The 14,000-nt window shown below is 68.2% G+C and carries 10 protein-coding genes; 6 read left to right on the top strand and 4 right to left on the bottom strand.

Features of this window, described 5'->3' with window-relative positions; genetic code table 11:
• Positions 1 to 39 precede the first annotated feature (39 nt).
• Positions 40 to 2,337 carry a S9 family peptidase gene (locus tag ACFPN1_RS09845; RefSeq protein ID WP_386754727.1) on the bottom strand — a complete coding sequence of 766 codons (2,298 nt, stop codon included), beginning with the start codon at positions 2,335 to 2,337 and terminating at the stop codon, positions 40 to 42.
• A gap of 367 nt (positions 2,338 to 2,704) precedes the next feature.
• Between ACFPN1_RS09845 and ACFPN1_RS09840 the strand changes: the two genes are divergently transcribed.
• The gene (locus ACFPN1_RS09840) at positions 2,705 to 3,751 is read left to right on the top strand and encodes a saccharopine dehydrogenase family protein (protein WP_386754725.1); all 1,047 of its coding nucleotides are present in this window, start codon (positions 2,705 to 2,707) and stop codon (positions 3,749 to 3,751) included.
• A gap of 161 nt (positions 3,752 to 3,912) precedes the next feature.
• A complete protein-coding gene (locus ACFPN1_RS09835; RefSeq protein WP_386754724.1) occupies positions 3,913 to 4,563 on the top strand; it encodes a TIGR00645 family protein in 651 nt (216 codons plus the stop codon).
• A 20-nt stretch (positions 4,564 to 4,583) separates the two neighbouring features.
• Here the strand turns inward: ACFPN1_RS09835 and ACFPN1_RS09830 are convergent, their stop codons facing one another.
• The gene (locus ACFPN1_RS09830) at positions 4,584 to 5,570 is read right to left on the bottom strand and encodes a M61 metallopeptidase family protein (RefSeq protein WP_386754723.1); all 987 of its coding nucleotides are present in this window, start codon (positions 5,568 to 5,570) and stop codon (positions 4,584 to 4,586) included.
• Between the two features lie 108 nt (positions 5,571 to 5,678).
• On the opposite strand from ACFPN1_RS09830, the gene uvrD reads away from it, so the two are divergent.
• Both uvrD and ACFPN1_RS09820 read left to right on the top strand, forming a co-directional pair.
• The gene (gene uvrD / locus ACFPN1_RS09825) at positions 5,679 to 7,865 is read left to right on the top strand and encodes a DNA helicase II (RefSeq protein WP_386754722.1); all 2,187 of its coding nucleotides are present in this window, start codon (positions 5,679 to 5,681) and stop codon (positions 7,863 to 7,865) included.
• Positions 7,866 to 8,038: 173 nt separating this feature from the next.
• Positions 8,039 to 8,407, top strand: coding sequence for an HU family DNA-binding protein (locus ACFPN1_RS09820; protein ID WP_386754721.1), 369 nt, complete (start codon positions 8,039 to 8,041; stop codon positions 8,405 to 8,407).
• 156 nt (positions 8,408 to 8,563) lie between these two features.
• Here ACFPN1_RS09820 and ACFPN1_RS09815 read toward each other — a convergent pair whose 3' ends face one another.
• On the bottom strand, positions 8,564 to 8,854 hold the full coding sequence (locus ACFPN1_RS09815) for a DUF2782 domain-containing protein (RefSeq protein WP_386754720.1): 291 nt from the start codon (positions 8,852 to 8,854) through the stop codon (positions 8,564 to 8,566).
• A 124-nt stretch (positions 8,855 to 8,978) separates the two neighbouring features.
• Here ACFPN1_RS09815 and polA point away from each other — a divergent pair, with 124 nt between their 5' ends.
• Together polA and ACFPN1_RS09805 are read left to right on the top strand one after the other, a co-directional pair.
• Positions 8,979 to 11,738: a DNA polymerase I gene (polA, locus tag ACFPN1_RS09810; RefSeq protein ID WP_386754719.1), complete on the top strand. Its 2,760-nt coding sequence runs from the start codon at positions 8,979 to 8,981 to the stop codon at positions 11,736 to 11,738.
• Between the two features lie 795 nt (positions 11,739 to 12,533).
• Positions 12,534 to 13,049, top strand: coding sequence for a DUF421 domain-containing protein (locus tag ACFPN1_RS09805; protein WP_386754718.1), 516 nt, complete (start codon positions 12,534 to 12,536; stop codon positions 13,047 to 13,049).
• 29 nt (positions 13,050 to 13,078) lie between these two features.
• Here ACFPN1_RS09805 and hemF read toward each other — a convergent pair whose 3' ends face one another.
• Entirely contained in the window at positions 13,079 to 13,990 is a 912-nt protein-coding gene (gene hemF / locus ACFPN1_RS09800; RefSeq protein ID WP_386754717.1) for an oxygen-dependent coproporphyrinogen oxidase, read from the bottom strand.
• Between the last annotated feature and the right edge of the window lie 10 nt (positions 13,991 to 14,000).

Genomic DNA, 14,000 nt, shown 5'->3' with positions numbered 1-14,000 from the left:
TGACGCCAGTGCGCCGGCCCGCGCCGGCAGGGCACGACCTTAGGGAGACGGTTTCAGGCAGCGCGTGAAGAAGGCCGCGCTCAGTCGCAGCCGGTGCAGCAGGTCGGCGCCCTTCAAGCCGTGTTTCGCGCCGGGATAGGTCATCAGCTCGAACGGCTGACCGCGCTTCTGCAATGCGCTCATCAGCGATGTGGAGTTGGTGAACAGCACGTTGTCGTCGGCCATGCCGTGGATCAGCAGCAGTGGCGAGCGCAAGCCGTCGATGTGCTGCAGCACGCGCGCCTCGCGGTAGCCGTCGGCATTGGCCGCGGGCAGGTTCATGTAGCGCTCGGTGTAGTGCGTGTCGTACAGGCCCCAGTCGGTGACCGGCGCGCCGGCGATGCCGCAGGCGTACTGATCCGATGCCTTCGCCAGCAGCATCAGCGTCATGTAGCCGCCGTTGGACCAGCCGTGCACGCCGATGTGCTGCGCGTCGACCCACGGCTGCGCCTTCAGCCACTTCACGCCCTGCAGCTGGTCGGCCACTTCCACCGTGCCCTGGCGGCCGTACAGCGCACCGCCGAAGGCCGCGCCGCGACGCGGCGTGCCGCGGTTGTCCAGCGTGAACACCACGAAACCCTGCTGCGCCAGGTACTGGTTGAACCAGTGGTCGCCGCGACCGGGCCAGCTGCGCATCACCGTCTGCGTGGCCGGGCCGCCGTAGACGTAGACGACGACCGGATACTTCTTCCCCGGATCGAAGCCGGCGGGCTTGATCAGGCTGTAATGCAGCGTCGTGCTGCCGTCGGCGGCGGTGAGCGTGCCGAACTCCTGCGGCAGGTGCGCGGCACGGTACTTCGCGTAGGGATGCTTCGGGTCGTCGATGTCGTTCGCGAGCAGGGTCGCGAGCAGCGTGCCGTCGTTGCGGAACAGCTGCAGCTGCGGCGGCGTGTCCGGCGTGGACCAGTTGTCGACGTAGACGCTCGCGTTCTTCGCGAAGCTCGCGTGGTGGATGCCGTCCGGCTTCGACAGCCGTTCGATGGCGCCACCGGCCAGCGGCACACGGTACACCTGCACGTCCAGCGGCGAGTCCTTGCCCGCGGCGAAGTAGACGAAGCCGGCGGCCTCGTCGACCGCGAGCACCTCGTCGACCGGCCACGCGCCCGCGGTCAGGGCAGTCGCCGTGCCCTTGGCGTCGATCACGTACAGATGCTGGAAGCCGCTGCGCTCGGAACTCCACAGCACGCGGCCGTCGCGCAGGAAGCGCAGGTCCTTGTGCAAGGGCACCCAGGTCGCGCTGGTCTCGGTGACGAGCGTGCGCTGTGCGCCGGAATCGAGGTCGGCTTCGATCAGCTCCAGGCGCTTCTGGTCGCGCGACTGGCGCTGGAAGGCGAGATGGCGCGGATCGCGCCAGTCGACGCGGGCGAGGTAGATGTCCGGGTTCGCGCCCAGGTCCACGGTGCGGATGGCGACCGGCGTCATGCGCTCCTGCAGGCGCACGGTCTGCGGGCCGCGCCGCGTGTCGATCGCGTGCGCGCTGGTCGCAACGGGGCGACCGAGCGACGTCATGTCGGCCACGCGCAGGCTCACCAACACGTTGCGATCGCCGGCGGCGGGATAGCGCTGCTCGACGACTTCGGTGCGATCGGGATAGACCTCGTAGCGCTTCTGTACCGGCACCGGCGATTCGTCGATGCGGGCGAAGGCGATCGCCGAGTCGTCCGGCGCCCACCAGTAGCCGGTGTGGCGGTCCATTTCCTCGTCGGCGACGAACTCGGGCACGCCGTTGCCGATCACGTCGCTGCCGTCGTGGGTCAGCTGGATCTGCCTGCCCGAGGCCAGATCGATCACCCACAGGTTGCGCGCGCGGATGAAGCTGACGAAGCCGCCCTTCGGCGAGATCTTCGGATCGATGGCGAAGCCTTCGCCGTGCGTGAGCTGGCGCACCGCGGCCTTGCCGGTCTTGTTCAGGTCGTACAGATACAGCTCGCCGCCGAGCGGGAACAGCAGCGACTTCGCGTCGGGCGCCCACTGGTACTCGATGATGCCGCTGAGCGCGGCGGTGCGCGCGCGTTCGCGGCGCGCCTTCTCCGCGTCGCTGAGCACTTCCTCGCCGGGCAGGACGTCGTTGCTGTCGACCAGCAGCTGCGTGGTGCCGCCGGCGACGTCGTAGGCCCACAGGTCGAGACGATTCCGGTTATCGGCCTTGCCGCGCAGGAAGGTCACGCGGCTGCCGTCGGGCGCGATCTGCGGCTTCTCCAGGCTCGGCCCGGACAGCGGCGCGTCGCCGGCGATCGCCTCGAGCGTGAGCTTCTGCGGCATCGCGGCGGTCGGAGAGGTTTGGGCGTGGGCACTCATGGCGAATGTGACGGCGATAAGGAAAGCGGGCCAGCGCATCGGGATGCGGCTCCGGTCGACGGGTAGGATGGGCGATTCTAGGGGCAGCGGTTGCTCCGGCAGTGCGCATGCTTCGTGAAGTTTCGTGAAGTGAAGCGGCTTGCGCTCTTCCCCCTCCCTTTCGGCAAAGGCGAAGGGGAGGGTCGGGGAGGGGTGCTTTTGCCTTTGCTTTTGCTCCTGCTCTTGCTTCTCGGAACAGCAACAGCAAAGGCACTCGCCCCTGCGACGCTCGACCCCACCCCGACCCTCCCCTTCGCCTGCGACGAAAGGGAGGCAGACAAGCCGGCCAACGCGACCGGAACGGCACCACCAGAACGCGGAGTTCCCCATGCATTGGATGATCTACGGCGCCAACGGCTACACCGGCCGCCTGATCGCGGCCGAGGCCGTCCGGCGCGGCCTGCAACCGGTGCTCGCCGGACGCAGCGAAGCGGCCGTGCGCGCGCTCGCAGAAGAGCTGGGCCTGCGCTGGCGCCAGTTCACGCTCGATGTGCCCGGCGCGGTGGAAGAAGGCCTGCGCGGCATCGACCTGGTGCTGCATTGCGCCGGCCCGTTCTCCGCCACCAGCGCGCCGATGCTCGAAGGCTGCCTGGCCACGCGCACGCATTACCTGGACATCACCGGTGAGATCGACGTGTTCGCGCACTGCCACGCGCAGCACGCGCGCGCGCAGGAAGCCGGCATCGTGGTCACGCCCGGCGTCGGCTTCGACGTCGTGCCCAGCGACTGCCTGGCCGCGCAACTGCATCGCGACTGTCCGTGGGCGACCTCGCTGGTGCTGGGCTTCGATGCGGGCGGCGGCTTCAGTCCGGGCACGGCGAAGACCAGCGTGGAAGGACTCGGCAGCGGCGGCCGCGTGCGCGAGGGCGGCGCGCTCCGGCGCGTGCCGCTGGCTTGGAAGACGCGCACGTTCACACGCGACGGCGCCGACCGGATGGCGATGACGATTCCCTGGGGCGACGTGTACACGGCGTACGTCAGCACCGGCATCCCCGACATCGAGGTCTACACCACGGCTTCGCCGAAGACGATCGCGCGCGTGCGGCGCCTGCGCAGGCTCGGACCGGTACTGCGACTGAAGCCGGTGCAGCGCTGGCTGCAACGCCGCGTCGAGCGCCGCGTGAAAGGACCGGATGCGCAAACCCGCGACGCCACGCAGGCGTATTTCTGGGGCGAAGTGCGCGGCAACGGCCGCGCGCAGGTGCGGCGCATGGTCACGCCGAACGGCTATGCGCTGACGGTGACCGCCGCGCTGGGCATCGTGCAGTGCTTCCTCGACAATCCCGCGCCCGCGGGCGGCTATTACACGCCTTCGCTGCTGATGGGTCCCGACTACGTGCTGGAACTGCCCGGCGTCGCGATCGACGGCCCATAGGCTGGGGCGGCCCGGACGCACGATTCCATTGCGAATGGCGTTGCCTGCCGGCATTCCCTCGATGCGTGCAGGGACCGGTTGCGCCGAAGCAGCGATCGTCGACTTGGCAGCCCCACCCGCCGCCGTTACCCTGCGATCCCCCGGTTTTTCGCCCCGTTCCGATGTCCGACGTCCGCTCCGAAGTCAAGCTCAATCCCCTGCCCGCGCTGATCTTCTCCTCGCGCTGGCTGCAGCTGCCGCTGTACCTGGGGCTGATCGTCGCGCAGGCGGTCTACGTGTTCCTGTTCGGCAAGGAACTGTGGCATCTCATCCACGAGACGCCGCGGCTCGGCGAGCAGGACATCATGCTCATCGTGCTCGGCCTGATCGACGTGGTGATGATTTCCAACCTGCTGATGATGGTGATCGTCGGCGGTTACGAGACCTTCGTGTCGCGCCTGCGCCTGGAAGGCCATCCCGACCAGCCCGAGTGGCTCAGCCACGTCAACGCCAGCGTGCTGAAGGTGAAGCTGGCGATGGCGATCATCGGCATCTCCTCGATCCACCTGCTCAAGAGCTTCATCGAAGTCGGGATGGTCGACGGCCTGCCGCTGTGCAGCTCGGCCGCCGGCATCGAGGCGGTCAAGGCGATGCAGCCGCTGATCGACGCCGGTGCGAAGACGCTCAAGGCCTGCACCAACGTCACCGCGACCGGTGTGATGTGGCAGACCATCATCCATGGCCTGTTCATTCTTTCGGCCATCGGCATCGCCTACACCGACAAGCTGATGACCGGCACTACCAGCCGGCGCGAACACGCCCACGCGCACTGACGCACGGGAACCCTCCGCGCTCAGCGCCGGCCCATCACCGCCGCGCGCAGGCGTCGTGCGTCGGCGCGATCGGAGAAGCGCAGGTCGCGGCCGCTGCCGCTGAGGCCCAGGCGCGCGTACGCGGCGGCCAGCGACGGGAATTCCCGCGATGCCGCGTAGCGGCGGAACGTGCGCGTGAAGGCATCGCCGCCCGCGATCCGGTCCAGCTGCGCGACGAAATCCGCCGGCGCGACCTCGCTGGTGCCGCGCAGGCAGCAATCGGCATAACGCGCGAGCACGGCATCGAGGCTGCTGCCACGCGCGCGCAGTGCCAGATCGAGCTCCAGCCAGTAGGCCGCGCCGGCCCAGTACACGCGCATGGTGCCGTGGCGACTCGCGGAGAGCGCATCCAGGCGCATCCCGCTGTGCTCGCGCCGGCCGCGACCGAAACCGGCGTCCAGGCGGCGCCAGGCTTCCGCCGCGTCGAGCAATCCGCCGCGGGCGCGCAGCACGTTCTGGTAGTAGCTCGCCAGGCCCTCGGCCAGCCAGCGGCCTTCGTCGCCCAGATAGGGATGGAACAGGTGCGAGAGTTCGTGCACCGCGGTCCAGTCCGCGCGCAGTTCGTCCAGGCCGGCATCCGGGCGCACGTACAGCAGCACGGCGACCTGGCGCCGCCGCAGCGTCTGGCCCCACGGCACCGGACTGCTGCCGCCGCGGTCGGTTTCGCTGACGCGCACCGTCGCGTCCTGCAGCGGGAAGCGGCCGTAGGCGGTGAGCGTGGCCCGCGCGGTTTCGGTCAGCCACTGGCGCAGCATCCGCGCACGCGCTTCGTCGATGTCCGGCGATATCCGCAGATGCAGGGTGCGGTCGCCGTCGCGCAACTCATCGCCGTCGAGCCGCAGCGTGGCGCTGGTGTCGTCGGCCGCGGCGAGCGGCAAGGCCCGGCATAGCAGGAACCCCGTCACGAGCGCGCAGGACAGCCGCCGGAGCAGCACCGGAATCAGCAGCCTGCGCAGTGCATGGGACATCGGCCTGACCGTGCAGCGGACGCGTCGCCCGTCGCCGCCACTGTGCCGCGCCGCGCGTGAAGCCGGCCTTTCTCAGCCTGCGACACGCGCCGCCGGTAGAATGCGTGGATGGATGTTTCGCATTTGCTCGACGCGCTCAACCCCGCCCAGCGCGAGGCCGTGAGCGCACCGCCGGGCCACTATCTCGTTCTCGCGGGCGCCGGTTCCGGCAAGACCCGCGTGCTCACCCATCGCATCGCCTGGCTCAACGAGGTCTTCGGCGTGCCGCCGCACGGCATCCTCGCGGTGACCTTCACCAACAAGGCCGCCGGCGAGATGCGCGCGCGCGCCGAGCACCTGCTGCGCCACGGCGCGCGCGGCATGTGGATCGGCACCTTCCACGGCATCGCCCACCGCCTGCTGCGCCTGCACTGGCAGGAAGCGAAATTGCCGGAAGGCTTCCAGGTGCTCGACAGCGACGACCAGCTGCGCCTGGTCAAGCGCGTGGTGCAGCAGCTGGAGCTGGACGACACGCGCTTCCCGCCGCGGCAGATCGTGTGGTGGATCAACGCGCAGAAGGACGAGGGAAGGCGTCCGCAGCACATCCAGCCCGAGCGCAACGACGACTGGCTGGACGTGATGCATCGCGCGTATGCGCTCTACCAGGAGCGTTGCGACCGCGCCGGCCTGGTCGACTTCGCCGAACTGCTGCTGCGCGCGCACGAACTGCTGCGCGACAACCCGGCGCTGCTCGCGCATTACCGCCACCGCTTTCGCGAGATCCTGGTCGACGAGTTCCAGGACACCAACGCGATCCAGTACGCCTTCATCCGTGTGCTCGCCGGCGAGAGCGGCCACGTGTTCGTGGTCGGCGACGACGACCAGTCGATCTACGGCTGGCGCGGGGCCAAGGTCGAGAACATGCAGAAATTCCTGCGCGACTTCGCCGACGCGCAGACGATCCGCCTGGAGCAGAACTACCGTTCCACCAGCACCATTCTCGATGCCGCCAACGCGGTGATCGCGCACAACCCGGATCGCCTCGGCAAGAAGCTGTGGACCGACACCGGCCACGGCGAACCGATCGACCTGTACGCGGCCTACAACGAGATGGACGAGGCGCGTTTCGTGGTCGAACGCATCCGCCAGTGGGTGCGCGACGGCGGCGATTACGGCGACGTCGCCATCCTCTACCGCAGCAACGCGCAGTCGCGCGCGTACGAAGAGGTGTTGCAGGAAGAGCCGAAGATCCCGTTCCGCGTCTACGGCGGCATGCGCTTCTTCGAGCGCGCCGAAATCAAGGACGCGCTGGCCTACATGCGCCTGATCGCCTCGCGCGTGGACGACGCCGCGTTCGAGCGCAGCGTCAACACGCCGGCGCGCGGCATCGGCGATCGCACGCTGGAAGAGGTGCGCCGGCGCGCCCGCGCCGATGGCGTCGCGCTGTGGGAAGCCGCGCGGCGCATCACCGCCGACAACACGCTGCCGGCGCGTTCGCGCAACGCGCTGGCGGGTTTCATGGCGCTGCTCGACGACCTCGCCAACGAGGTCGACACGCGCCCGCTGCCGGACAAGATCGACCACGTGCTGGCGCGTTCCGGCCTGCGCGAGCACTACGCCAACGAGTCGCGCGGGCAGCTGGATTCGCGCACCGACAACCTCGACGAGCTGGTGTCGGTGGCCTCGCGCTTCACCGGCGGCGAGGACGAGGAGGAAGCCGCGGCCATGCCGGAGCTGGTCGCCTTCCTCAGCTACGCCGCGCTGGAAGCCGGCGAAGGCCAGGCCCAGGCCGGCGAGAACAGCGTGCAGCTGATGACCCTGCACAGCGCCAAGGGCCTGGAGTTTCCGCTGGTGTTCCTCGGTGGCCTGGAGGAGGGCCTGTTCCCGAGCCTCAAATCCACCGAGGAATCCGGCCGCGTGGAAGAGGAACGCCGCCTCGCCTACGTCGGCATCACCCGCGCGCGGCAGAAGCTGGTGCTCAGTTACGCCGAGACGCGGCGCATCCACGGCATGGACATGTACGGGACGCCCTCGCGTTTCCTGCGCGAGATCCCCGCCGCGCTGCTGCACGAAGTGCGGCCGAAAGTGCAGGTCTCGCGACCGATGTACGCGGCGCCGCCGCGCCGCGACCTCGGCCATGCGGCGATCGAGGTGCCGGCTTTCCGCCTCGGCCAGGACGTCATGCATCCCAGTTACGGCCGCGGCGTGGTCACCGATTTCGTCGGCAGCGGCGCTTACGCCAACGTGCAGGTGAACTTCGAGAACGCCGGCAGCAAGTGGTTGAAGCTCGCATCGTCGAACCTGCAACCGGCCTGAAGCATGGCCCGGACCGGAGCCGTCCTGCCGCCTTCCGTCGCCGCCCCGGAAAAAAACCGAAAAAAGTGCAAAAAGATGCTTGGCGGCGCGGCTTTTGTGCCCTACATTCCGCTTGCCGAGGGGTTTTTCCAGGCATACCTCAAACCAACTCTCCATCCGGGGGATATAGAAAAATGGCGAAGAAGAAAGCTGCTCCGAAGAAGGCCGCCGCCAAGCCGGCCGCCGTCAAGCCGATCAAGGAAGTGCTGGGCAAGTCCGGCCTGGTCGCCCACCTGTCGGAAACGACCGGTGTCGCCGCGAAGGACGTGCGTGCGGTCATGGGCGCGCTGGAAAGCGCGGTGCACGCTTCGGTCAGCAAGAAGGGCGCGGGTGCCTTCACCCTGCCGGGCCTGCTGAAGATCAACGTCGTGAACGTGCCGGCCAAGCCGAAGCGCAAGGGCATCAACCCGTTCACCAAGGAAGAGCAGTGGTTCGCCGCCAAGCCGGCCACCGTCAAGATCAAGGTCCGCGCGCTGAAGAAGCTCAAGGACGCCGCGGCCTGATCCCCCGGATCACGCTGATGCAATCGAACAAGGCCCGCTTCGGCGGGCCTTGTTTTTTGCTGCCTTGGCGATTGTGCGGTGGATCGCGTCAGCGGCGCTTCCGTCCCGGCAGTGCGGTCCCGTCAGCAGGGTTTGCGACCTAAGCCGCGCCGAGGGTCAGTTCCACTGGAACAGCTTCCACATCACCGGCGATACCGGCCCTTCGCCCTTGCTGCTGTCGAGGCGGCCATCGCCGTTGCGGTCGATCAGGTAATAGGGCTTGCCGCGCCGCGGCGTGACCTTCACCACCTGCAGCTGGCCCTGTACGCGGTATTCCTCGATCCGGTCGCCATCGACCATGCGGCTGGTGACGTCGGCATCCTGCAGGCCGGCCGTGGGATCTTCCTCGGCCATCGTCGCGCAGCCGCCGATGGCCAGGACGAAGAGGAGCGGGGCGATCATGCGCATGGACATTCTCCGGGTGCTGGCGATTGCACGCAGCATACGCGCCCGGGCGTGATCCGGTCGCATGCGTGGCGACGTGTCCGTGGCAGAACCGTGCCCGTCATTGCGCCCGCGTAGAATCCCCGCCATGAAGCGACTCGTCCTGATCGATGGTTCCAGTTATCTCTACCGCGCCTTCCACGCGCTGCCGCCGCTGAGCAACGAGGCCGGCGAACCGACCGGCGCGCTGTTCGGCGTCGTCAACATGCTGCGCGCGCACCTGAAGGAACAGCCCGACTACATCGCCTTCGTCGTGGACGCCCCGGGACCGACGTTCCGCGACGCGCTGTATCCCGAATACAAAGCCAACCGCAAGGCGATGCCGGACGAACTGCGCGCGCAGATCGAGCCGATGTGCGAGATCGTGCAGGCGCTGGGCTTCCGCATCCTGCGCGTGGGTGGCGTCGAAGCCGACGACGTGATCGGCACGCTCGCCACGCAGGGCGCCGACGACGGCATCGAAGTGACGATCTCCACCGGCGACAAGGATTTCGCCCAGCTGGTGCGCCCCGGCATCGCCCTGGTCAACACCATGAGCGGCAGCCGTTACGACTCCGAATCAAGCGTGGTCGACAAGTTCGGGGTGAAGCCGGAGCAGATCGTCGATTTCCTCGCGCTGATGGGCGACAGCATCGACAACGTGCCGGGCGTGGAGAAATGCGGGCCGAAGACGGCGGCGAAATGGCTCGGCGAATACGGCACGCTGGACGCGGTGATCGCGCATGCCGGCGACATCAAGGGCAAGATCGGCGACAACCTGCGCGCCGCGCTCGATCGCCTGCCGCTCAACCGCGAGCTGGTCACCATCAAGGTCGACGTGCCGCTGGATTACCGGCCGCAGGACCTGGTGCTGCAGCCGCGCGACACCGAGGCGCTGCGCCGCCTGTACGCGCGCTACGGCTTCAAGCAGGCGCTGCGCGAACTGGAAGGGCCAGCGGCGGCGGACGAGGACGCGGCGAAGATCAGCGTGCGCGGCACCGCCGCCGGTTATGCGCGCGGCAGCGCCGCGACGGAGGCGGTCGATCCTGCGCTGTCCGCGCCCGGCCAGTACGAGTGCATCCTCGATGACGCGCAGTTGCAGGCCTGGGTGGCGAAACTGCAGGCGGCCGACGCCTTCGCCTTCGACGTCGAGACCGACTCGCTCGATCCGATGCGCGCGCAGCTGGTCGGCATCAGCTTCGCCGTCGAACCGGGCCACGGCGCGTACCTGCCGATGGGCCACACCTATCCCGGCGTGCCGGCGCAGCTGCAGCGAGACCTCGTGCTGGCGGCGGTGAAGCCGCTGTTCGCCGATCCGGCGAAGAAGAAGATCGCGCAGCACGGCAAGTACGACCTGCACGTGCTGCGCCGCCATGGCGTCGAGGTGCAGGGTTACGCCGACGACACGATGCTGGAGAGCTTCGTCTACAACGCGACGGCGACGCGCCACGACATGGACTCGCTGGCCAAGCGCTACCTCGGCTACGAGACGATCAAGTACGAACAGGTGACCGGCAAGGGCGCGAAGGCCATTTCCTTCACCCAGGTCGCGCTCGACGATGCCACCTGCTACGCCGCCGAAGATGCCGACGTGACCCTGCGCCTGCACCGCGCGCTGGCGCCGAAACTGGCGGCCGAACCCGCGCTGGAACGCGTGTACCGCGAGATCGAGATGCCGCTGGTGCCCGTGCTCGAGCGCATCGAGGCCAACGGCGTGCTGATCGATGCCGACGAACTGCGTCGCCAGTCCGCTGACCTGGGCAAGCGCATGCTCGCCGCGCAGCAGAAGGCCACCGAACTCGCGGGCCGCAGTTTCAGCCTGGATTCGCCCAAGCAGCTGGGGCAGCTGCTGTTCGACGAACTCAAGCTGCCGGCGCTGGTGAAGACGCCCAGCGGGCAGCCCTCGACGAATGAAGAGGCGCTCGAAGCCATCGCCGACCAGCACGAACTGCCGCGGGTGATCCTCGAATACCGCGGCCTGGCCAAGCTGCGCAGCACCTACACCGACAAGCTGCCGGAGATGGTGAATCCGGACACCGGCCGCGTGCACACCAGCTACCACCAGGCGGGTGCGGCAACCGGGCGGCTCGCGTCCAACGATCCGAACCTGCAGAACATCCCGATCCGCACCGATGACGGGCGCCGCATCCGCGACGCGTTCATCGCGCCGCCGGGGCGCAGGATCGTGTCGTTCGACTACTCGCAGATCGAACTGCGGATCATGGCGCACCTGTCGGAGGACGCCGGCCTGCTGCGCGCGTTCGAATCCGGCGCCGACATCCACCGTGCCACCGCCGCGGAAGTGTTCGGCAAGCCACTCGATGAAGTGAGCGGCAACGAGCGCCGCGCGGCCAAGGCGATCAACTTCGGCCTGATGTACGGCATGAGCGCGTTCGGCCTGGCGCGCAACCTCGGCATCGCGCGCGGCGAGGCGCAGGACTACATCGCGCTGTACTTCTCGCGCTATCCGGGCGTGCGCGACTTCATGGAGCGCACGCGCCAGCAGGCACGCGATCGCGGTTACGTGGAAACCGTGTTCGGCCGTCGCCTGTACCTGGAGAACATCAACGCGCGCAACCAGGGGCTGCGTGCCGGCGCCGAGCGCGCGGCGATCAACGCACCGATGCAGGGCACCGCGGCCGACATCATCAAGCGCGCGATGGTCGACGTCGACGGCTGGCTCGCAGCGCATCGCGATCGCGCGCTGATGGTGCTGCAGGTGCACGACGAACTCGTGTTCGAAGTGGATGAGGCCTTCGTCGACGTGTTGCGCACCGAAGTGCCGGCACGGATGGCGGCCGCCGCGCAGTTGCGGGTGCCGCTCGTGGTCGACAGCGGGGTGGGCGAAAACTGGGGGCAGGCCCACTAGAAACATCCCAACGCGAGCGGTTCGGATGCGCGGCCGCGACACCCACGCACCTGACCGGGGGAGGGAAAGGGCGGGCGGTTTCGTTAACCGGGTTTTTTGCCGCCAAAGCGCTCCGGCCACGGCCGGTTGGCCGATGTTTGCCGAAGTTGGGGGAATGAATTCCCCCTGAATCCAACAAATCGTTAACCTTCCTCTTCACGAACTATCCATGTCCGGGATGGTCTTATTGCTCGCGACAGGTGCAACGCCTGTCGCTGATCTCTCCCTCCCCTGGAGTGATCCCAGGAGTGAAGGCCCCTCCCCAGGCCCCACTCCTCCAGCCCCGCCGGCCCCCCCTGCCTGCGGGGCTTTTTATTGCCTGCGCTTTTTGCGCAGGCAATAAAAACCCAAAGTTTTGCTGCGCAAAACTTCGGGCCCCGCTATGTGCACCCAATCCCCGCGGCTGTCGCCGCGCCCCCTTACCAAGGGGGCTTTCCACCAGAGAGATCCTGGAAATGGAGCCTGGAGGAAGAGCGGAGAAAAGGAGCGTGCCGAGAAAGCTTTGGGGTGCCTGGATGAGTCGTTCTTCGCAGCCGCTCGAAGGCGATTTCGTGCGAGCGATTCCTCTCACCCGTATGTGGGCATACATCCCTCTCGCCTGCGGGCAGAATTCCCTCTCCCCGCGTGCGGGGAGGGTGCCCCATCGGGGCGGGTGAGGGGCGGCGAGCGCAGCGAGCTGCCTTTCGCGGCTCCCGCGTTTACTGCGCCTGCGCCGCCGCTGCGCTACGTTCGCGGCACGAACCGGGGAGTAGCGCCATGAGCGACGGGTCCGCAAGTCTTCTGCAGCTGAGTCTGCCCTGGTACCAGTTCGTGCTGCGGGCGGTGCTGGTGTACTTCGCGGTGATGGTGCTGGTGCGGATATCCGGCAAGCGCGCGGTCGGGCAGTTCACGCCGTTCGACCTGGTGCTGCTGATCCTGATCGGCAATGCGGTGCAGAACGGCTTGAACGGGGGCGACAACTCGCTGTCGGCGGCGGTGATCCTGTCGGCGACGCTGCTGGCGCTGAACTACGGAGTCGCGTTCGTGTCGGCGCGGTATCCGCGCATCCGCAAGGTGGTCGAGGGCGAGCCGGTGATCCTCGTACACGATGGCCATGTGCATCGCGACGTGCTCAAGCGCGAACTGGTCAGTCGCGCCGACTTCGACAAGGCCATGCGCGAAGCGGGTCTGTCGGATGTCGACGAGATCCACCAGGCCGTGCTGGAAACCAACGGCCACATCACCATCATTCCGAAGCCGTCGCCGGGGCAGCAGAAGTCGGGCGCGCACTGAGCGGTCGGCACGCAGCCGGTCCGGCTTCGTCAGCCCAGTTCCGCCAGCCAGTCGCGCGGCCGCAGGTAATCGGCGAGGCGCGCCTCGGCGCTGCCGGCTTCCGGTGCGTAGCCGTATTCCCAGCGCACCAGCGGCGGCAGGCTCATCAGGATCGATTCGGTACGCCCGCCGCTCTGCAGGCCGAACAGGGTGCCGCGGTCGAACACCAGGTTGAATTCGACGTAGCGCCCGCGCCGGTACAGCTGGAACTGCCGTTCGCGCTCGCCGTAGGGCGTGTCGCGGCGGCGCTCCACGAGCGGCAGGTACGCGTCGAGGAAGCCGTCGCCCACCGCACGCAGGTAGGCGAATTCGCGCTCGAAGTCCCCGTGCAGGTCGTCGAAGAACAGCCCGCCGACGCCGCGCGTTTCGCCGCGGTGCTTGAGGAAGAAGTACTCGTCGCACCACTGCTTGTGCGCGGCGTAGCGCGCCGCGCCGCCGAACGGTTCGCACAGCGCGCGCGCAGTGCGGTGCCAGTGCAGGACGTCCTCGTCGATGGGATAGAACGGCGTCAGGTCGAAGCCGCCGCCGAACCACCACGCCACGGTTTCGCCGTCGCGCATCGCGCGGAAGTGGCGCACGTTGGCGTGCGTGGTCGGCAGGTAGGGATTGCGCGGATGGAACACCAGCGACACGCCGACCGCGCGCCAGGAGGCGCCGGCCAGTTCCGGCCGCGCCGCGCTCGCCGACGGCGGCAGCTTGGTGCCCGATACATCCGAGAAGCCGATGCCCGCCTGCTCGAACACCGCGCCGTCGCGCAGGACGCGTGTGCGCCCGCCACCGCCTTCTTCGCGCACCCACCGGTCCTCGACGAAGCGCGCGCGACCATCGGCGGTTTCGATCGCGGCGCAGATGCGGTCCTGCAGGCCGGTGAGGTAGTCGCGGACGGTGTCGAAGTCGTTCATCGGCGCATTG

This window comes from Lysobacter yangpyeongensis, assembly GCF_042655745.1.
GTDB classification, from domain to species: Bacteria; Pseudomonadota; Gammaproteobacteria; order Xanthomonadales; family Xanthomonadaceae; genus Agrilutibacter; species Agrilutibacter yangpyeongensis.
Note: the sequence above shows the minus strand (reverse complement) of the source record. Positions and strands in the feature narration are given on the sequence as shown.

Excerpts from the sequence above, each read along its gene's own strand:
- ACFPN1_RS09820 (WP_386754721.1), top strand. The coding sequence starts at position 8,039 with ATGGCGAAGAAGAAAGCTGCTCCGAAGAAGGCCGCCGCCAAGCCGGCC.
- ACFPN1_RS09835 (WP_386754724.1), top strand. The coding sequence starts at position 3,913 with ATGTCCGACGTCCGCTCCGAAGTCAAGCTCAATCCCCTGCCCGCGCTG.
- uvrD (WP_386754722.1), top strand. The coding sequence starts at position 5,679 with ATGGATGTTTCGCATTTGCTCGACGCGCTCAACCCCGCCCAGCGCGAG.
- ACFPN1_RS09815 (WP_386754720.1), bottom strand. The coding sequence starts at position 8,854 with ATGCGCATGATCGCCCCGCTCCTCTTCGTCCTGGCCATCGGCGGCTGC.
- ACFPN1_RS09845 (WP_386754727.1), bottom strand. The coding sequence starts at position 2,337 with ATGAGTGCCCACGCCCAAACCTCTCCGACCGCCGCGATGCCGCAGAAG.
- polA (WP_386754719.1), top strand. The coding sequence starts at position 8,979 with ATGAAGCGACTCGTCCTGATCGATGGTTCCAGTTATCTCTACCGCGCC.
- ACFPN1_RS09830 (WP_386754723.1), bottom strand. The coding sequence starts at position 5,570 with ATGTCCCATGCACTGCGCAGGCTGCTGATTCCGGTGCTGCTCCGGCGG.
- ACFPN1_RS09840 (WP_386754725.1), top strand. The coding sequence starts at position 2,705 with ATGCATTGGATGATCTACGGCGCCAACGGCTACACCGGCCGCCTGATC.
- hemF (WP_386754717.1), bottom strand. The coding sequence starts at position 13,990 with ATGAACGACTTCGACACCGTCCGCGACTACCTCACCGGCCTGCAGGAC.
- ACFPN1_RS09805 (WP_386754718.1), top strand. The coding sequence starts at position 12,534 with ATGAGCGACGGGTCCGCAAGTCTTCTGCAGCTGAGTCTGCCCTGGTAC.